Below are 20,922 nucleotides of genomic sequence, written 5' to 3'. Positions count from 1 at the left end.
CTTGCCGCGCCTAAAACGATTTTTTCGCGAACAAAATTTAACCTCGAAAGAAAAACAGCCCCTAGCTCACGCATACTGTTGTGGAGTACTAAGTGCATGTCTACTGCAATGCCTGACGTAGCAAACTCAAGCCGCGCCCAAACCGAAGGAAAGCTCGATTGGGTAGGTATGAGCCAAATTGAAATGCCCATAATGCTGGCATTTGAAGCACAAGCAGCTAGCCGCGTGAGTGCTAAAATTGAGGCCTTTGTCAGCTTAGATGACCCACAAGCCAAAGGCATTCATATGTCTCGTTTATATTTGATATTGGATCAATTATCTAACGAAGGCGTATTGGATTATGCTGGATTACACCGCGTTTTGGATCAGTTTATTGAAAGTCATCAAGATTTAAGTGAGCAAGCGCAGGTTCGCTTTAGCTTCGACTACCATTTGCGCCGTAAATCGCTGTTATCTGGCAAAACCGGTTGGAAGGCTTATCCTGTTGCAATCACGGCCACTCGTCACCAACAACAAACCACTATTGAGCTTGAAGTTGAGGTTCCGTACTCATCCACTTGCCCTTGTTCGGCCGCGCTATCACGCCAGCTTATTCAGCAGGCCTTCAAACAACAATTTGCCGATGAGCAAGTTTCAAGTGAAGCGGTGCATCAATGGCTTGGCAGCAGTGAAGGCATAATTGCTACCCCCCACAGCCAGCGTAGTATCGCTCAGCTAAAAGTTAAAATTGCCACTGAACAGCAAGATATTCCCATTATCAGTTTGATTGATGAAGTGGAAAGCAGTTTAAAAACCCCAGTACAAGCCGCGGTTAAACGTGAGGATGAACAAGAATTTGCTCGCCTCAATGGGCAAAACTTGATGTTCTGTGAAGATGCAGCTCGCCGTTTACAGCACAGCTTAAATAGCCGAGCAGATTTAGTTGATTTTTGGGTAAGGGTAAACCACCTAGAAAGCCTACACGCGCATGATGCTGTAAGTATTGTAACTAAAGGAATTGAGCAAGGTTACAGCGCCTAGCTAGGGCGCTGTTTTTGTATCCTCTATAGCGCTGTCTCCGGCGCTACAGTAACGGGCTTTACCCTGATGCTTAGCACGATAAAGCTGTAAATCTGCCACCCTTACCAATTCGCCATAATCCACACCTTGTTGAGGAATAACGCTGGCCACACCAATACTTACCGATACAAAGTCGCTCACATCTGAAAATTCATGAGGAATCTCTGCTTCTTTCATATTGCGCAACACGGTTTCGGCGATTTGCTTAGCACCTTCACAGCCAGTATTAGGTAGCAAAATAGCAAACTCTTCACCGCCATAACGGGCCACTAAATCGGAACCACGCTTCACCGAGCGGCTGATTAACTTAGCCACTTGGCGCAAGGCTTCGTCACCCTGTTGGTGGCCATAGTTATCGTTATATTGCTTGAAGCAGTCAATATCCAGCAACAACAAACTTAACTCTACCCCTTCACGACGATGGGTTAACCACAGCTGCAATAGTTTTTCGTCGAAGCTACGGCGGTTAGCTACCTGAGTTAGGCTGTCGATAAAGCTGAGTTCCTGTAACTGCATAATCGCATCGGCCAGTTGCTGCTCGGTGGCTTTACGCTCGGTAACATCACGAGTGATGAAGATAATGCCGCGCTCGCCACTCACATCATCAAAATACGGGCCTTTGATCACCTCATACCAAATCTGGTGACCATCATCCAAGTACACTAATTCTTCATACCGGATCGGCTTGCCATCTTCTAAAATTTGGCGATTTTGCAACTGATGCTGTTCTAACTGTTCTTCACTAAGAACCTCGGTAAGGTGTTTGCCTAACAACTCATCACTGGTAAAACCAAACATTTTGGCGAAGGGTTCGTTTCCGCCAACAAAATTACCTTTATCATCAATAAAGCCCAATGGATCGGGGGTTGAGTTAAACACGGTGCGAATAAGGTTATTTTGCCGTCCCAACTCTTTCTCGGAGCTGATTCGGTTTTGGTTTTCATGTTCCAGTTTACGGTTAAGCTCGTGCCACTTGGTTACGTCGTAAGACACATTAAGCACACCTGTCACTTCGTCTTGTTGGTTCTTAAGTGGATAGACATTGTTTTGCAGCAGGATTTGTCGGCTATCTGGGGCACTAAACCATTCGGTATGTTGGCAAGGCTCGCCTGCCAATACTTGGTTGTCATAGGTTTGGCTGCGCTCTAACTCATTTCGGGTTAAAAAATCACTCAGCTTCTTACCAGCAAGCTCACCAGGCTTTAAGCCATGAAAGCCCGCCCATGCCTGATTACAGCCCAGCAAACGCTCATTAGCGTCTTTAAAGTAAATAAATTCTGGAATGGAATTAAGCACGTTAGCGAACAGTTTTTGCTCTTGCTCAATTCGATTTAAATAAGAATAACCTTGGGCGTTTTCGTAAGCATTAATGAACCAAACCTCTCGGCCATTATGCGCAGTTAAGCTAGCGTAAAGAAGCAAAACCCGAGTTTGCTGGGGGAAATTAACCAGCCAGTGAACACCTTCAATACTAGCCGAAGACTGATGCGGTTTTAGTAGTTCTAACAATTGCTCAAGGTGGGAAGAATCGAAGAACTGCCAATGTTTACCATTGTTAGCAAGCTGCAGTAACTCACAAACACGAGGATTAGCAAAAATAACCTGTTTGGCTTCTAGGTCAATCATCAGTTGAGCAGCCGGCGACTTCACCATTGCCGCGCGCTGAGCACGCACCTTTCTGCGAGCTAAGGCCCACATAACAATAACAATGACTAGCAGTATGCTAAGTAATGCTATTGTTGCCTGCATCCAGACTGTTGGATAAAAGTTTTCGTGCATCGATTGTCCATTTTTTCTGCAACCGCTGCTACTTTACCTGATTATATGACATAAGAAAATAATCATTTACTAAACAAGCAATTAGCTCACATTTACTGCATCACATTCTAACTTAATGCGCTGCCTTGGGGGCCATCATTGGCCAACTTTTTAGCAATATCCGTGAGGGCTAACCACTTGTTTTGGCACCAATTTGGCGCCAGCAAAACCGGCGGCCGAGCATGGGCACTTACACGGTGATAAACCACATGTTCAGGGGTATGGCGAATAAGACTTACCGCTTGTTCAACATAGTGCTGCTGGCTCATGGTATCTAGGCGGCCTGCTCGCCACGCTTTAGCCATGGTGCTGCCCTCAACCACATGTAAAGGATGCAGCTTAATACCGGCAATATCTTCGGCCAGTACCGCCTTAAGTGATTGCATATAATGTTCAGGCTCTTCACCCGGTAAACCCAAAATAAGATGGGCGCATACTTTTAAACCGTATTGGTGGGCACGAGCTACAGCCTTTTGAAATGCTGCAAAATCATGACCACGGTTTATTTTCTTTAAAGTCTCATCATGGGCAGTTTGCACACCTAGCTCTAGCCAAACTTCTTTACCTTGAGCCTGATACTCTGCCAGCATTTCTAACACCGCTTCGGGTACGCAATCTGGGCGGGTACCAATGCACAAGCCCACCACAGACTCATCGGCTAAAGCTTGCTGATACATCCCACGTAAATATTCTACCTCGGCATAGGTGCTGGTATAGGCCTGAAAGTAGGCTAAATAGCGGATGTCTTTATGCTTTAGCTCAGCCTTGCGTGCATCCAGCTGCTCGCCAATCGACATCATTTGCTGTTGCGGTTTAACAAAAGCGTCTACGTTGCAAAAGGTACAGCCACCTTTACCAATACTGCCATCGCGATTTGGGCAGGTGAAATCGCCATCCACACTTAGCTTGCGCACTCGCCCGCTAAAATGTTGCTTAATATGACGACCTAAAGTGTTTACATATAAATCTAGCTGCACAGCTTTCACTCTTAAATAAGGTGGGAAAAACCCAAAACGGCGGCTAGTCTACTGGCAGGAGCCAACTAGGTCTTAGTTGTAGATCAAGAGAGCACAAGATTTAAACATTAGATGATCAACAACAGCGCTCTCAATTGCTCTTCAGCAAAGATAAACAGCACCTCTTGAAGCTGCTATACTGCGTGCCGCTAATACAGTCGCACCTAGGAATCAACATGAGCTCTCAAGCATTAATCGACGCAAACGACCGTCTAACCACTAAACAGCGTTATCAAAGCTTTATCGAACAAGCCCGTAAGGCCCAACAGGTTTGGACCTTAAGTGACGAACAGGGTTGTTTGATTATCGAAACCGGTGACGAAAAAGTATTACTGCTGTGGAGCGAGCAAGCACTTGCCGAACACTGGGCCAGTAAAGATCACGCCAACTTTAAAGCCCTCGCCATTAGTTTGAGTGACATGACCGAGAAGTGGCTGCCTGGAATGGCCAACGATGGTTTTGATCTAGCAGTGGCTCCTAGCTTTGCCGGTGAAGGCACAATTGTTGCGCCCTTAGATCTTGCCGACGAGCTTAGCAGCGGAAAAATCAAGTAAGCCGGGTATTTACCGCGCTTAAGTCCACTAAGCAGTTTTTTTAGTAAGGACTTAAGTGTAGAATCTTCGGCTCGAAAATTGTTCATAGCGCCCAAACGGGTACAGAAATACATACAGGTTAAATTATGACGACAACGGTTAATCCATTATTAGAAGATTTGAAGGCGCGCGGCCTAGTTGCTCAATGCACTGCCGACGAAGAACTGGCCGAACACCTTTCTAGTGGAGCCCGCACCCTGTATTGTGGCTTTGACCCAACAGCCGACAGCCTACACATTGGTAGCCTAGTGCCACTGCTTATGCTTAAGCGTTTCCAACAAGCTGGTCACAAGCCCTTAGCCTTGGTGGGTGGTGCAACCGGTTTAATTGGTGACCCAAGTTTTAAAGCCGCAGAGCGTAAACTAAATAGTGATGACGTAGTTACCGGCTGGGTAGGCAAACTGCAGAAGCAAGTTAGCCAGTTTATTGAGTTTGGCGACCAAGCAAATGCAGCCAAGGTAATTAACAACCTTGATTGGATTGGCAAAGTAAACGTGATTGACTTCATGCGTAACGTAGGTAAACACTTTAGCGTTAACGCCATGATCAAAAAAGAATCGGTAAAGCAGCGTATCGACCGTGATGAGTCGGGTATCTCGTTCACCGAGTTCAGCTACATGTTGCTGCAGTCTTACGACTTTGCCGAGCTTAGCGACAAAGAAAACACCACCTTACAAATTGGTGGCTCTGATCAGTGGGGTAACATCACTGGCGGTATCGACCTAGCTCGCCGCATGTACAGCAACAAAGTATATGGCCTAACAATGCCATTAGTGACTAAAGCCGACGGCACCAAGTTTGGTAAAACCGAAACGGGTACCATTTGGTTAGATCCTAAGCGCACCTCGCCTTACGCGTTCTACCAATTCTGGATTAACACGGCTGATGCCGACGTATATTCGTTCTTGCGTTACTTCACCTTTATTGACGTAGCAGAAATTGCCGCCATTGAAGAGCGTGATAAAGCCGCCCAAGGTCGCCCAGAAGCGCAAGGTATTTTAGCCAAAGAAGTAACTCGTTTAGTGCATGGCGAAGAAGGCTTAGCCTCAGCAATGCGAATTACTCAAGCGCTATTCTCTGGCGACTTAGCCTCTCTCAGTGAGTCAGATTTAGAGCAGCTAGCCCAAGATGGTTTGCCTACCACTCAACTTGAACAAAGCGAAGCTGGTTTAGTTGAGCTACTTACAGCGAGTGAGTTAGCTAAATCAAATAAAATGGCGCGCGAATTTATTGGTAACGGCGCAGTGTCTGTAAACGGCGAAAAGCTAAACGACCCTCAGCTAACCTTGCAAGCCAGCGATGCCTTATACGGTAAGTATTCAGTAGTTAAGCGCGGTAAAAAATTATTCAGTTTGATCATTTGGGCTAAATAATTTTGCTGTTAAGAGCAATCAGCCACGCTGATTGCTCGATTTAATCCCTTCAACACATTCTCCACCACCTTTGCTGTTGTTATCTGCCAGAACAACCTTTTCTACGTATTCCGATGTCACTTCTTGTTGGCTTCAATCACCCTTCATAAACTCCTCATTGCACTGGTATTTTCCCTAGAAAGCTTTAATTCAAATCTAGCTGCACGAAATCAAAGTCATCAACCAATTCAAATAAACGTTAACCAGTTTGCAGTTTAAGTTAAAAATGTCTGGCATAATTGGTTTACAAATTTTTACTGTATGAGCCAAAATGCTGTTTAGAAACACTCTATTACTTGCCGCCACTAGCCTGATTTTTTCCCTTCAAGCCAAAGATTGGGCAGACTACGACGTACCTGCAGACCCTGGATTTGGGAATACTTGGGAGTTAATTGACGCCTTTTCTGACGATTTTAACTACCAAGGAAAAAACCAACAGTTTAGTGAAAAATGGAACGACCATTACCACAATGCTTGGACTGGCCCAGGCTTAACCATATGGAGTTCTGACCACTCTGATGTAGTAGATGGAAAACTGGTTATTAAAGCCGCCAGAAAACCAGATACCGATAAGGTTCACCTAGGTGTAGTAACTTCTAAAACGCCAATCATCTACCCAGTTTACATGGAAGCCAAAATTAAAGTGGCTAACCAAGTGTTATCGTCTAACTTTTGGTTATTAAGTGCCGATGACAAGCGCGAGTTAGATATACTGGAGATATACGGCAGCGATCGCGCCAACCACCACAAGCATTCTCGCCATGCTAATACCAACTACCATGTATTTATTCGTGATGAGGAAAGCAACGAAATTATTCGAGACATTGGCTCTCAACAGCATCACTTTTTACCAAACGAAGCGCCATATCGCGATAACTTTCATCGCTTTGGCGCTTACTGGATCGATCCATGGAATGTCGAGTTTTACATTGATGGACGTTTAGTTCGTCGCTTAAACAAAACGTCACTTAAAGACCCAGAAAATCTTGGCCTAGACCGTGAGATGTTCATGATCATCGACATGGAAGATCACGACTGGCGCTCAAGTGTTGGTCACATCGCTAGCGATGAAGATTTAGCTGATGAAACCAGAAACAAGATGCTAGTGGATTGGGTACGTGTTTACGTGCCAGTAAAAGCCGATGCAAGCCAGCAGGAACTTGGCCCGCTAAAACTCCCGACCGATGTAGCCGGTTTAAGCTTGCGCCACAGCACCAAGTGTTTTGAAATTAGAAACCCTCGCTCAGAAAAAGGCGCGCGTTATCGCCAAAGCTACTGCAGCCATCGTGGCCAACAGCAGAAGTTTACTTTTACCGAGCAAGTGAGTGAACAGGGCCAGCAAGTCAGCATCAAAAACACCGCAAATGATTTTTGTGTTGCAGCACGAGAAGGCAAACAAGACTTACGCCAACAACGCTGTGATGAGCAATCGGCTGCCCAGTCTTGGCTATTATCAAACAAAGGCCACAATTGGTTCAGCATTAAAAACCTCGCCACTGGTGAATGCCTAGAAATGGCGAAAGGCTCCAAGAAAAATGGCAAAAACTTGTCATTGGGTGAATGTGATGGCTCAGAACATCAAAGCTTTAAATTCGTAAATTAATGGGAAGGCTAGCCGACCAGCTAGCCATTTACTTCGCTTAAACAATAGGTTGTTCATGAAAAATTATCAGATGTACATCAATGGTAGCTGGCTAGATGCAAAATCAGGAGCACGCGCCGAGGTACTTAACCCTTCAACTGAAGAAGTTATCGCCACTGTCGCTAATGGCGATGAAACCGATGCTGAGCTAGCTATGAGCGCAGCTGTAGCAGCACAAAAGCAATGGCGTAAGCTACCTGCTCGCAAACGTGCTGAAAAACTGTATGAGTTAGTGGCAGAGATTAAAGCTAACCGTGACTTCTTAGCCGAGCTGCTTGTGCAAGAACAAGGTAAGTTACTAAAAGTGGCGCGCATGGAAGTAGACGTAACCTGCTCGTTTATTGAATACGCCTGCGAATGGGCTCGCCACATAGAAGGTGACATTGTTGAGTCAGACAACCCTGACGAGCACATTTGGATCCACAAGGTGCCGCGTGGTGTAGTGGTAGCTATTACTGCATGGAACTTTCCACTAGCGCTAGCTGGTCGCAAAATTGGCCCAGCTTTAGTGGCGGGTAATGCGATTATTGTTAAGCCAACTACCGAAACACCATTAGCAACACTTGAACTAGCAAAATTGGCCGACAAAGTTGGCTTGCCAAAAGGTTTGTTAAACGTAGTCACCGGTCCTGGTCGCTCTTTGGGCGATGCACTGGTTCGCCACCCAAAGACAGCCATGGTATCAATGACTGGCAGTACTCCAGCTGGCCAAGCCATTGTGCGGGCGGCCTCAGACAACCTCGCTCATGTACAACTAGAGCTAGGCGGCAAAGCGCCCTTTATCGTGCTCGACGACGCTAACATAGATGCCGCAGTAGACGCAGCGCTAAACTCCAAGTTCGATAATTGTGGTCAAGTATGTACTTGTAACGAACGTTTATATGTTCACGAAGCCATCTACACCGAGTTTATGGACAAATTGCTTGCCAAGGTGAAAGCCATAAAGGTTGGTGACCCAATGAACGAAGATAGCGACATGGGGCCAAAAGTAAGCGCTAAAGAGCTAGCCAATATGGAAGCCATGGTTGCTAAAGCCATAGAAGAAGGTGCCACCTTAGTCACTGGTGGAAAACGCTTAAGCGGCGAGGAGTTTGAAAAAGGCTACTGGTTTGAACCCACCGTGTTTACCGACGTAACCCAAGAGATGAGCCTCGTTCATGAAGAGATCTTTGGCCCTATTTTGCCCGTAGTTAAATTTACTGAGTTTGATGAAGTGATTAACTATGCCAATGACTCTGAGTACGGTTTGTCGGCGATGATCTTCACTGATCGAATCAAACTAGTGATGGACTTGGTAAACGACCTTGAATGCGGAGAGATTTATGTAAACCGCGGTCATGGCGAGCAACATCAAGGCTTCCACAATGGCTACAAACTAAGTGGTTCCGGCGGTGAAGATGGTAAATATGGTTTTGAGCAATACCTAGAGAAGAAAACCTTCTACGTAGACTTCTCAAAATAACACTCTTTTCTTAGGAAGTGAGCAAGCAACTTATTAGCAGTGAGTTGCTTGCTACCCGCAGTTTTGAAAATGGAGACCGCAATACCCAATAGCAATAATAATTAGACGCAAATACCAAGGGGATACTATGCTCTACATCGGATTCTTTTTAAGCTTAGTAATGATCTATTTAGGCGTGTTAGAAATCATTCAGCGGCAACGTGAACACTCATAATTATGCCTCCGCTGCTTTAGGAACGTAGCCAACAACACCGCTATAAAAAGATTAGTGCGGGTTAAGAGCAAGATACTCACTCAACTAAATATTAAGGATAGTTGGACAAGCATTACCCTTCTCACTAATTTTACTCTAAACCCATGATATGCGATGCTTTAATGCGCTGGCATTACCATGGAAAATGGCTGAATGAATGTGATAGAAAACAACACCCTCGCAGTGATAGTTCCGCAAATTCAGCTACAACTTGGCTACCAAGTTGTTGAACTTGGCCACTCATACTTCACCATCCAAAGCTTGGTCTCAATTGAAGATTTTCATCACCTTGCAGATTTAATGGAAGGAAATATAGAAGGCCCGCTAAGCAGTCGATTTAGCCAAGAATATATGGCTTTAGCCGTATTAGGTGCGATTCACTATTGGCAACAAAGCAAGCAGTTAGAACCTGATGACCTAAATACTGCCAAGCGCTTATCCACTAAGCTAGGCGACTATCTAAACTCGTTAAGCCAAAAACGAAAAGAGAGTGAAAATCTTTCACCACCAGCGCCAAGTCAGGCCAATATAGGCGAATGTTACTGCCTGTTTGAATTTGCCGATGGCTGGCAAATAAAAGTAGGTAAGTGCAGCTCAAAGCAAGCCTTCGGTATTTACTTTGTTTGCCCGCTAGTCTGCGATGTGGAGCCGCCGCTAGCATATATGTTGCAACAGATTAATGCCCACACTCAAGCTCTCTCCATTGCCCCGCTTAACGAAGCTGAAGTTAGACGGCGTTTGCGACAAGTACTTAGCAATTGGCTAGCACAATTTAGCCTGCAGCATCCTCAGGCAGTGCAATCTTATACGGAATGGGAATTTGAAGAGCTGAGTCTCACCGAGCAAGCTTTATGCGAAGTATATTGCCAAGCACAGTCTTTACATGAGGCCCTCATCTAACTCGGTGCGCTTTGGTTTGAACGATGAAGTCAGGCCTATTTTGATAACTTGATTAATATAATCGAACACTTTGTCTTAAAAAAGTCATAAATCTTACCTAAGCTGCTTGCAGTTAACCGCTTAAGTCGGTAACTATGGTTTTTTATCAAACCAGTTGTTAGTTCCACTACGATTAAGGAATGCTATGCAAATTCGCCCTATTCATGAAGAAGACGCGGTTGACGTGGCCATGCTGGCAAAGCAGCTAGGCTACAACCCAACGGCACAAACTGTACTACCTAATATTCACGCTATTTTAGAAAACCCTGCCCACCAAGCCTTTGTTTACCTCAACGAGCAAGAGCAAATAGTAGGTTGGGTGCACGTATTTGTTGCCTTGCGTTTAGGCTCGCTACCCTTTGCCGAGATCAGCGGTATGGTGGTAGATCAAGACTCACAAAATCAAGGCATTGGCCGTGCACTTGTTAAACAATGCCGTCATTGGGCAACTAGCCGCGGCGTAGGCGAAATTCGAGTACGTTGTGACTCTACCCGCGAACAAGCAAATCAGTTTTACCAGCACATCAAATTTAAACAACGTAAAACACAACGGGTGTTTGTGCGCGATCTGTAGCTGTTCCTTAAACTAGCTTATGGTAATATTCCGCTGATTTTTCCTTTTGATAAAGAGACGGTTATGACTACAGCTATTATTGGTGCAATGGAACAAGAAGTGGTAGCACTTCGCGAAATGATCGATAACTGTGATACCTATAGTTTTGCTGGTTGTGAATTTTATAGTGGTGAAATTAACCAGCACCCAGTAGTAGTAACCCGCTCTGGCATCGGCAAAGTAGCTGCCGCCATTGCCACTACCGTGTTACTGCAACGCTACCAACCCACTCAAGTGATCAATACTGGCTCTGCCGGTGGTTTTGACCCCGCTTTAAAAGTAGGCGACGTGGTTATCTCTAACGAATTACGCTATCACGATGTAGACCTTACGGCCTTTAGTTACGAAATGGGTCAACTGCCCGCTAACCCAGCTGCGTATAAAGCTGACGCTAAGCTTATCGAGATTGCCGAACAAGCTGCTAAGCAGCTTTCAGGCCATCAAATTGTGCGTGGTCAAATCTGTACTGGCGATATTTTTATGGCTGACCCTGAACGTGTCGCTAAAGCCCGTGCCGACTTTCCAAATATGATCGCGGTAGAAATGGAAGGCGCCGCTATTGCGCAAGTTTGTCATCTCGCCAAAGTGCCATTTGTAGTGGTTAGAGCGCTGTCGGATATTGCCGGTAAAGAGTCTCCATCGTCATTTGATGAGTTCTTAGAAACAGCAGCCAAGCACTCTACTGCCTTGGTACTAGCCATGTTAGAGAAGCTAACTGACTAATGGACGAAAGCTCCTGGCTGTGGCTTAGCCTCAGCCTGCCCTTTTTGGGAATAGCCTTAGAACGTTTAATACCAGGCCGCGGATTTGGTCAGGTAATGCTGCTAGTTCGTTGGTTTGCCGAACAACTATCAATAAAAGTAAATCGCAGCGGCAATGGTCCTCGCCAGCAGCGCATTGCAGGCGGTTTGGCTTTACTGGCGATTTTACTGCCACTAAGCCTAGGCTTAGCCTTGTTTAACCAACTGAATCCCCTCACTGTGTTAGTAGACAGTTTACTGCTACTTTGCTTGCTTCAGTGGCAAGCCCCAATGCACAGTTACCATCGCATTACTCACCTTCTCAACAAACATTTGCACAAACCCGCCCGCAACATTTTACGCCCTTGGGTATTACGCGATTGCGAAAGTTTGTCTGCGGTTGGCGTAGCTAAAGCGTCTGCTGAAATGCTATTGCTGAGGCTAGCGGCTAATTGGTTTGGGGTGATTTTTTGGTTTATGTTGGCAGGCATTGTACCGGCATTAATCTACCGCATCGTTACCGAGTTGCACTTTGCTTGGAACCCTAAACTCGTGCAATTTCGCCAGTTTGGTCATACCGCAAGTCGCTTCTATCAGCTGTTTAGCTTCCTGCCCTTCCAACTATTAGCATTGATTATCTGTTGTTATGGCAAACTCTCTCGTAACAGGGCCGCGCTTAGTGAAGGCTTCCGCTGGCCTTATATCGGCAGCGGTAAGCTGATTAGCGTCAGTGCAAGTAGCTTACAAAGTGAGTTAGGTGGACCTCGCCATTACCAACAGCAAAAAGTTGAACAAGCCCGCTTTGGGCCAAGCCAGCAATACCCAGAAGCAGCTGAATTAGACAGACTCGCCTTAAAACTCAATATGAGTGCGCTACTGTACTTGCTTATTCTTAGTCCAATTTACCTTGCGCGTGTTATCTATCTTTAAGGCTAAAAGAGCCAATACCGTTAAGCTCATAGCCGTATTGTTAGCGACCTTTTTCAGCACTGCGCTTTACGCTAAACCGCAACGCATTATCTCCTTAGCCCCACATTTAACCGAGCAAGTTTATGCCCTAGGTGCCGGTGATAAACTGATTGCCACAGTAGATTATGCCGATTATCCAGAAGCCGCTAAAGCACTGCCACGCATTGGTAATTATCAATATATTAGCCTCGAGAGCATCATTTCTTTAAAGCCCGACTTAGTTTTGGTCTGGCAACAAGGAAACCAACAAAGTTTGGCGCAAAAGCTACGCGCCTTAAATATTCAAGTATTTGTGTCCAAACCCAAACGGCTAGACAACCTACCTAAACAACTAGCAGAGCTGGGTAGTATTTTAGGTGAGCAAGAAACCGGACAACGCTTAAGCCAGTTTGCCGAGCAACAGCTAACTCAATTGGCGCAGCAGTATCAGTCTAAAAGCAAAGTGAGTGTGTTTTATCAGATGTGGCACACGCCGCTGCGTAGCATTTCTGCAAAAAGCTGGATTGATGATGGCATTCGCTTATGTGGCGGGGAAAATATTATGGCCGAAGCGGTGGCACCCTACCCATTGCTGTCAGAAGAGTGGGTACTAGAAGCTGATCCTCAAGCCATTATTATTGCCCAATGGGAATTTGAACACTCTTGGAAGCAATGGCCACAGCTTCAAGCCGTGCAGCAGCAACACATTTACCATCTAGACCCAGATAAGGCCCATCGCTTAACACTTCGCACTCTAGAGAGCCTAAAGCAACTTTGTAGCATGCTGGAAAAAAGCCGAAAAAAAACCCACCCAGATAAACTGAGTGGGACGAGAGCATATACGAGTGAAGAAAAATCTTCGATATAAGTAATGAAAGTGTTGTGCCAGTTTTAAGCAAGCTAAAGATCTTATAAAATTTTCGACAGACAAAACCACCCCTAAAGAGGTATTTGATATTTTATGTCGCTTTACCTTTTTTAAATCCCAAACAAACCAACAAATATGCTTTAGTCATTCGATAAGCCTTCACACAAGCAAAAGTTGCTGATTCAATCGCTTGCACTACTATTAACCAGCTTGCGCCAATTTGGTCAGCATGTGCTCTGTAGCCTGTTTAGCTCACGGCTTGCGCCGCTGAATCTGGCATTATTACTAGCATCTGGCTACAATCGCGGTAATCACTGTGTTTGTATGTTGGAAGTAGATTGCAAAGCTTATTACCTAAACGTCATCGTCGGCTGTTGTTTGTTGCCATTATGCTGGTAGTAGCCGCACTGCTCATCCCAAGTGACAAAAAGTCGGTGAGTGCTAGCCAGAGGCAAACTATCGATCTTTCGGCTAAGGCCAACAACATCCCAGAAGTGCAACCAACAGACGCCACCAGCACTAACGAGCCCAGTTTAGACAAGCTACAATCTACAGCCATTCAGCATGAGCAAATAGAAGAGAAGAAGCTAGCTAGTAAACCCGCAGTTAAACAAGTGGCAGAGGTTTCTCCAAACCAAACGGCTGAGCAAGCTGAAGAGCAACACATAAGCATAGATACCGCTGCTAAATCCCCTGCTGCTGCAGCTGAGGCGGCAAACGAAATCGCCCAAACTGCTGATGAATCAAGTTCATTAGATCCGCAAACTAGCGCTACCGATAATACCGTTAAGGTCAGCGATGCCGCCGAGTTAATCGCGCAACTGCAGCAAGGCAAAGAACTTAACCTTGGTGTTCGTTATCCCCTGCAACTGGAGATAGAACCGCAACAAGCCCTCGAAGAACCCGAGCACTTCTACACCCTTAAACGCCAAACCGTTAAATCGGGTGACAGCATGGCGCTTATCTTCTCGCGGGTGGGTTTAAGTGCTCGCACTTTACACGACATCGACCAACTCGGCGGGGAAGCGAGAAAGCTGCGTACGGTTCACCCTGGCGATACGCTGGATTTTTATCTCGATGACCAAGATCGATTAATGGAGCTACATTATCCACAATCGAAACATCAAACACTGATTATTGAGCGAGATAAGCAAGATGGTTTCGCGGTAAAAGTAGATACCCAAGAGCTAGAAGTAAGAACTAACTTTGCCCAAGGTACCATCAATTCGAGCTTCTGGAATGCCGGTATTAGTGCTGAGCTGAGCCAAGGCCAAATTATGGCGCTAGCCGCTATTTTTGGCTGGGATATCGATTTTGCTTTAGACATTCGTAAAGATGATAGCTTTATGGTGCTGTTTGAAGAGCACTACATCGACGGTCAATTTGCAGGTAATGGCGATATTATTGCTGCCGAGTTTATTAACCAAGGGGATGTATTTAGAGCGGTTCGTCACGAAGATGGCAACTATTACACCCCAGAAGGCCGCCCAATGCGTAAAGCCTTTTTGCGCGCGCCAGTTAACTTCAAATACATTAGCTCTAACTTTAACCCGCGCCGTTTACACCCAGTAACCGGCAGAGTGCGCGCTCACAACGGCATTGATTATGCAGCTAAAGTGGGAACGCCAGTGCAAGCTGCCGGCGATGGCAGGGTAACTAAATCGGGTTACAGCAAATACAACGGAAACTATGTGTTTATTCAGCACAGCAGCGCTTACGTCACCAAGTACTTGCATTTGCATAAGCGCTACGTAAAAACTGGCCAACGGGTTAAACAGGGCAAGAAAATTGGTACCGTTGGCGCGACAGGACGAGTTACCGGCCCACATTTACACTATGAATTTTTAGTACACGGGGTACACAAAAACCCACGTACAGTGAAACTGCCTACATCTACGCCTTTAAAAGGTAAGCAAAAAGACATTTTCTTGCCGATTGCTAAGGCCAGAATCAAGCAGCTAGACAATACCAAACGAGTATTGCTAGCCATGAATTAGGTAAATAAATGACAGACATTTATGTGGGCTTAATGTCGGGCACCAGCATGGACGGCGTAGACGCAGTGGTGGTTGATTTTAGCCAGCAAACACCTGCTCTGCTAGCCCATTGCCAACAGCCAATACCACAAACCTTACTTGAACAACTACACGGTTTATGCAGCCCCGCAGCCAACGAACTAGCTACCATGGCAGAGGCTAGCGTGGCGATTGCCCAGCTATTTGCAGCAACCGCAACTCAAGCCATTGCTCAGGCTAAACTCAAGGCTAGTGACATTGCTGCCATTGGCAGCCACGGGCAAACCATACGCCATTTTCCCGAGTTAGCCTTTAGCCTACAAATTGGTAGCCCTAGCCACATTGCAGTACAAACCAACATTGATGTTGTGGCAGATTTTCGAAACAAAGATATGGCGCTAGGTGGCCAAGGAGCGCCGTTGGTACCAGCCTTTCATCAAGCAATATTCAGCCATGCTAATGAAGCTCGTTTTATTGTTAACATAGGTGGCATTGCCAATGTTACCCGCTTAGTTCCAGAGCAAAGCTTATTGGGGTATGACACCGGACCAGGCAATACTTTGTTAGATCAACACTTTAAACGTCATCACCCTAATGGCTCGGATTATGATGATAATGGTCAGTGGGGGAAAAGCGGCCGCTGCCAGCAAAACTTACTAGATCAAATGCTAGCAGATAAGTACTTTGCCTTAGCTGCCCCAAAAAGCACTGGTCGCGAGTATTTTCATTTAGCTTGGTTAGATAGCTTTCTTACACAGCCAGACTTTGCCCAAATAGCACCTGTAGATGTGCAATGTACCTTGCACCACCTAAGCGCTCAGAGTATTGCTCAAGAGTTATTTGATGCTGATAGGGGCAAGGTGTATCTATGTGGCGGCGGAGACAAAAATGGCTTTTTATTAGAATTGCTGACTAGGGCATTGCCTAAGTTAACACTCAGCCGCACCTCAGAATTAGGCATTCCAGAACAAGCCTTAGAAGCGATGGCTTTTGCTTGGTTAGCACGCTGTTTTAAACTACAACAAACTGGCAACGCCAGCTCGGTAACCGGAGCAAGTCGCCCAGCCATTCTTGGGGCCTTATACCCCGCAAAATAAAAAAGGAGGGATAACATCCCTCCTTAATTCTTTGACAACCTAGACTAACAGTCAGCAACTGCCTTGAGTTTTAAGCCCCCAACAGCTCCTGCTCTTTCGCTTCTTCTATCGCAGCTTGTTTATCTTTACGGCTAAATTTAGCGCCAAGCATTAACAAACACGGTGTAAGAATAAGGGTTAACAGTGTGGCGAAACTTAAGCCACCAGCAACCGCTGTAGCTAGTTGTGACCACCACTGAGAAGAAGGCGCACCTACTTCAAAGCTGCGCTCAAACACATCAATATTCAATTCCAACACCATGGGCATTAAGCCTAAGATGGTTGTAATTGTGGTTAACATTACTGGGCGTAAACGCTGTGCACCGGTACGCATAATAGCTTCTTGAGCAGCAATGCCTTGGCGACGCAGAACGTTGTAGGTATCAATCAACACAATATTATTGTTCACCACGATCCCCGCTAAGGTAATCACCCCCAACCCACTCATAATAATACCAAATGCTTGCCCAGCGATTAACAAGCCAAGCAATACACCAATGGTTGAGAACAATACTGCCGAGAGTATTAACAAGGCTTGGTAAAAGCTATTGAACTGAGTGATAAGAATCAAACCCATCACAAATAGCGCCACCATAAAGGCTCTGCCTAAAAAGGCCATACTCTCTTGTTGGTCTTCATTTTGGCCACGCAGTTTAATATCAACCAAGGGGTCAAGCTCTAGTTGCTTAAGTTGTTCTTGAATCTTAGGTAACTCGATACTTAAGTTTTGCCCAGCCGCTACGTCGGCACTTACGGTTAGTACTTGGCGACCATCCACCTTATTGATCACATCTTGTTTTGGTTTAGCTTCTAAACTTACAAAGTTAGTAATCGGTACTAAGCCGTAAGCCGTTTTCACCCGTAACTCACTCAAGCGGCTAATACTGCGATTCTCCTCTGGAAAACGCACTCGAATCTCTAGCTCATCGTCCACATCATCGGGGCGATAATCACCAATGTTTAGACCATTAGTCACAAACTGTACGGTATTGCCTAGCAAAGTAACATCGGCGCCAAAACGAGCGGCTTTGGCACGGTCAACCTTAAGCTGCCACTCTATCCCGGGTTTGGTGGTAGAGTCTTCGGCATTAACAAAATGCGGGTTGTCATTCACCAACTCTCGAATTTTCTTGGCCATGGGTTCTAAACGTTCCGGAAAACGCGAGCTCAGCTCAAGCTGTAAGTCTTTGCCCGCCGGCGGTCCCGCTTTGTCTTTACGAAACTCAATTTCTAAGCCGGCAATAGGTGCTAAGCGTGAACGCATGTCTTCAATAATTTCGTTAGCTGGTCGACGTTCGTTCCAATCTTTAAGATTAACCCGAATATCCCCCAGCTGATCGCCACCTACTTTGGTGTACAAAGTATCGTAATCTTCTAAATCGATGATGCGGCGCTCAACCTCAAGCATTACTTGTAGCTTTTCATCGGTAGAGTAATCCCCGTGCGAACGAACGATAATGTTGTAACCCACAGGCTCTACTTCAGGAAAAAACTCCACCCCTTTACCCGCACTGGAGTAAGCCATTATTACTGCAATCGCAATAACAATGCCCAAACCCAGCACGCGCAGCGGTGCATTTACCGCTTTGTGCAACACCCGTAAGTAAACACCGGTAAACCCCTCAAGGCCTTGCCATTCGCCTTTATCCGCTTTAATTAGCGCCTGTTGCTGCTTGGCAGTTAATTTACGTGGGCGACCAAAAATATTGCCTAAAGAAGGCACAAAGATTAACGCCATCACCAAGGAAGCACTTAAGGTCGCAATCAAAGTTAACGGCAAGTAACCCATAAACTGCCCCACCATGCCTGGCCATGCCAATAAGGGAGCAAACGCCGCTAAGGTAGTTGCAGTTGATGCAATAATTGGCCACGACATGCGTTGCGATGCCAGCGAGTATGCTTGATGGCGAGGAACGCCTTCGCTCATTTGCCTATCGGCAAACTCGGTAACCACAATGGCTCCGTCCACCAGCATCCCCACCGCCATAATAAGCGAAAACAACACCACCATGTTGATAGTGAGCCCGCCTAAAGACAGCATCAAAATACCAGCCAAAAATGAGCCGGGAATAGCAATTCCCACCAACAGAGATGAACGTACGCCCATTACCGCAATAATCACCACCACCACCAACAAAACTGCAGATAGAATGTTATTTTGCAGCTCTGACAGCATGGTGCGAATATCTTTAGATTTATCACCGGCATAATCAATAATCACCGAATCTGGCCAAAACGCTTGTTCTTGAGCAATTAACGCTTTTACCTGTTCAATGGTTTCAATCAGGTTTTCGCCGGGTCGTTTGCTCACTTCTAAAGAGATGGTTGGCTTACCATTTACCCGCGCGTAAGTACTGGCATCTTTAAAGGTACGTCTGGCTGAGGCCACATCACCAAAGGTAACAATGCGATCACCATCTACCTTAATTGGCAGCTCAATAACATCCTTAACGTTCTCAAATACCGCAGGTACTTTTACCGCAAAACGGCCATTGCCGGTATCAAGTGTACCCGCTGTTACCAAACGGTTATTGCGGCTTACCAAGTTGTAGATATCGGCTTGGTCTAAACCGTAAGACTCCATCAAAAGCGGGTTTACGGTAATCTCCAAAAAGTCTTCACGGTCTCCACCAATGTTAACTTCTAGTACCTGCTTCATGGTTTCCATTTGATCTTGCAGGTCACGGGCAATCGTTAGTAAAGCACGTTGTGGTAAGTCACCCGACAGCAACACCGTAATAGCAGGCTGTTCTGTGGCTAAGGTTACTTGATGCACCTCCGGCTCATCGCCACCGGCAGGCAGCTTAGGTTTGGCTTGATCCACCTTAGCGCGCACATCCGACAAGGCTTGGTCGATATCAACCCCAACAATAAACTCCAGCACCACCGAGCCATGACCTTCACTGGCCGTGGCGGTCATTTCTTTAATGCCTTCTAAACCTTGTAATTCCTGCTCCATAGGGCGCAGCAACAAGCGTTCAGCATCTTGAGGCGAAATCCCATCGTGTGGGATCGATACGTAAATAACCGGGATCTCTACATCGGGATCCGATTCTTTAGGAATGTTGTTGTAGGTAATAATGCCAGCAACAAACAAGAACAGTAAAATAGACAGTACGGTTCGAGTTCTCGATAAAACGGCTTCGATAAAAGCGTGCATTATTCAGCCCTCTCTTGCGCTAACAACTCCGCTTTGGTGACAGGCTCAACCTTATCGCCTTCGCGCACAAAACCTTGGCCTAAAATAATCACATTGTTGTCACCACTAAAGCCAGATAACCAGGCACCGTCGGGATCTGAGCGCACTAAACTGGCTGGTACAAACTGCACCACATCATCCACAACTGTTTTAACCCCTAAATTACCTTCGGCATCTAAGGCTAATACTGCTGGGCTAACTTTAATTGCTTCTACCTCTTCTAGCGGGAAACGCACACTGGCACTCACACCCGCCATCAACTGTTGTTGTTGATTATCGAGCAACACTTCTACTTTAAAGGTTCGAGTATTGGGATCAGACAAGGTAGCAATAAAGTCGATGCTTCCTTCAACTTCTTCTCCAGTAACCAAGTTTACGTAGGCTTTTTCACCCAAAGAAAGCTGAGAGATATCGCGCTCAGACACATCGGTACGCACCAATAGTTGCTGAGTATCGGCAAGCCTTAAGATCGGGTCACCAATACCTAGATAAGCACCCGCCTCAACAATATTTTCTTCAAAAATACCGTTGTATGGGGCTAATACCAGCGTGTTATCAATGGCTAAATTAAGCGATTTAACATTGGATTCTGCATCCACAAGCGCCGCCTTGGCCTCTGCTAAGCGTGCTTTACCTTGGAAACCTTGCTTGCTAAGAGCCTTAACCCCGGCATACTCAATGGTGCGTTGCTCTAACAAGGCTTCAGCACGCAGTAACTGTGAACGTCGATCTTGAATATCTAAACGAGCAAGGGCTTGGCCTTTTTTAATTGGCCGACCTTCGGCAACCAAAAACTCCAACAAACGACCAGATACTTCGGCAGAGATAACACTTTGACGGCGCGCCTCTGTTTGCCCGTATAAATGTAAGCTGCGTTCAATGGTCTCGGCAGTGTAGGTTTTCACTTGCACGCGGGTTAGCTTGTGAGCGGCTTTCTCAGGTTCAGCCTTGGCTTCATCTGCATTAGTCATTTGACCAGAGAGCATCCAAAACACCACTACAGCAACAATAAAAATAGAAAGGATATATGGGCGAGCAGCAAAAAACTGTTTTACGGCAACAGACACAATCAAACACTCCCTGTCGATGATTCAAGTAAGTGAATCAGTATACAAGTTAGTGCAAACAATCTATATGCTTTGCCGAAGACTACTGACAAATTTGCTACAAAGCGTTAGCTAAGTATGAAAAATAGCGAAGCCACCAGAC

Annotated in this window: 16 protein-coding genes; 12 read left to right on the top strand and 4 right to left on the bottom strand. The window is 45.8% G+C overall.

The genetic code is table 11. The annotated features are described in order from the left end of the window. Positions 1-96 precede the first annotated feature (96 nt). Positions 97-1,020: a GTP cyclohydrolase FolE2 gene (gene folE2, locus OV592_RS03510; protein WP_406610412.1), complete on the top strand. Its 924-nt coding sequence runs from the start codon at positions 97-99 to the stop codon at positions 1,018-1,020. On the opposite strand, the gene OV592_RS03505 is transcribed toward folE2, so the two are convergent. Together OV592_RS03505 and OV592_RS03500 are read right to left on the bottom strand one after the other, a co-directional pair. Then, entirely contained in the window at positions 1,021-2,838 is a 1,818-nt protein-coding gene (locus OV592_RS03505; RefSeq protein WP_406610411.1) for a diguanylate cyclase domain-containing protein, read from the bottom strand. A 107-nt stretch (positions 2,839-2,945) separates the two neighbouring features. Further along, complete coding sequence (locus OV592_RS03500; protein ID WP_406610410.1) at positions 2,946-3,854, bottom strand: TIGR01212 family radical SAM protein; 909 nt, start codon at positions 3,852-3,854, stop codon at positions 2,946-2,948. Positions 3,855-4,069: 215 nt separating this feature from the next. Between OV592_RS03500 and OV592_RS03495 the strand changes: the two genes are divergently transcribed. From OV592_RS03495 to OV592_RS03445, 11 genes are all read left to right on the top strand, one after another. Further along, a complete protein-coding gene (locus tag OV592_RS03495) occupies positions 4,070-4,447 on the top strand; it encodes a DUF2750 domain-containing protein (RefSeq protein WP_406610409.1) in 378 nt (125 codons plus the stop codon). Positions 4,448-4,572: 125 nt separating this feature from the next. Beyond that, the gene (gene tyrS / locus OV592_RS03490; protein WP_016403538.1) at positions 4,573-5,859 is read left to right on the top strand and encodes a tyrosine--tRNA ligase; all 1,287 of its coding nucleotides are present in this window, start codon (positions 4,573-4,575) and stop codon (positions 5,857-5,859) included. Positions 5,860-6,169: 310 nt separating this feature from the next. Then, positions 6,170-7,501, top strand: coding sequence for an RICIN domain-containing protein (locus OV592_RS03485; protein WP_406610408.1), 1,332 nt, complete (start codon positions 6,170-6,172; stop codon positions 7,499-7,501). Positions 7,502-7,556: 55 nt separating this feature from the next. Then, a complete protein-coding gene (gene aldA, locus OV592_RS03480) occupies positions 7,557-9,002 on the top strand; it encodes an aldehyde dehydrogenase (RefSeq protein ID WP_016403540.1) in 1,446 nt (481 codons plus the stop codon). Between the two features lie 406 nt (positions 9,003-9,408). Next, positions 9,409-10,155 (top strand): hypothetical protein, encoded by a 747-nt coding sequence (locus OV592_RS03475; protein ID WP_406610407.1) that lies wholly within the window; start codon positions 9,409-9,411, stop codon positions 10,153-10,155. A gap of 184 nt (positions 10,156-10,339) precedes the next feature. After that, complete coding sequence (locus OV592_RS03470) at positions 10,340-10,768, top strand: GNAT family N-acetyltransferase (protein WP_016403542.1); 429 nt, start codon at positions 10,340-10,342, stop codon at positions 10,766-10,768. A 63-nt stretch (positions 10,769-10,831) separates the two neighbouring features. Next, entirely contained in the window at positions 10,832-11,530 is a 699-nt protein-coding gene (mtnN, locus tag OV592_RS03465; protein ID WP_406610406.1) for a 5'-methylthioadenosine/S-adenosylhomocysteine nucleosidase, read from the top strand. Then, on the top strand, positions 11,530-12,477 hold the full coding sequence (locus OV592_RS03460; RefSeq protein WP_406610405.1) for a cobalamin biosynthesis protein: 948 nt from the start codon (positions 11,530-11,532) through the stop codon (positions 12,475-12,477). The genes mtnN and OV592_RS03460 overlap by 1 nt, the downstream gene beginning before the upstream one ends. 37 nt (positions 12,478-12,514) lie before the next feature. Further along, positions 12,515-13,363, top strand: coding sequence for a cobalamin-binding protein (locus tag OV592_RS03455; RefSeq protein WP_406610404.1), 849 nt, complete (start codon positions 12,515-12,517; stop codon positions 13,361-13,363). A gap of 338 nt (positions 13,364-13,701) precedes the next feature. Next, positions 13,702-15,360, top strand: coding sequence for a peptidoglycan DD-metalloendopeptidase family protein (locus tag OV592_RS03450; protein ID WP_406610403.1), 1,659 nt, complete (start codon positions 13,702-13,704; stop codon positions 15,358-15,360). 8 nt (positions 15,361-15,368) lie between these two features. Next, complete coding sequence (locus OV592_RS03445; protein WP_406610402.1) at positions 15,369-16,475, top strand: anhydro-N-acetylmuramic acid kinase; 1,107 nt, start codon at positions 15,369-15,371, stop codon at positions 16,473-16,475. 70 nt (positions 16,476-16,545) lie between these two features. On the opposite strand, the gene OV592_RS03440 is transcribed toward OV592_RS03445, so the two are convergent. After that, entirely contained in the window at positions 16,546-19,674 is a 3,129-nt protein-coding gene (locus OV592_RS03440) for an efflux RND transporter permease subunit (RefSeq protein WP_406610401.1), read from the bottom strand. Continuing rightward, positions 19,674-20,780, bottom strand: a complete 1,107-nt coding sequence (locus OV592_RS03435) for an efflux RND transporter periplasmic adaptor subunit (protein WP_406610400.1) — start codon at positions 20,778-20,780, stop codon at positions 19,674-19,676. Before OV592_RS03435 ends, OV592_RS03440 begins: the two co-directional genes overlap by 1 nt. Between the last annotated feature and the right edge of the window lie 142 nt (positions 20,781-20,922).

The sequence above is a fragment of the Agarivorans sp. JK6 genome, from assembly GCF_045277145.1.
Taxonomy (GTDB): domain Bacteria; phylum Pseudomonadota; class Gammaproteobacteria; order Enterobacterales; family Celerinatantimonadaceae; genus Agarivorans; species Agarivorans albus.
This window is presented reverse-complemented; position numbering and strand designations above follow the sequence as displayed.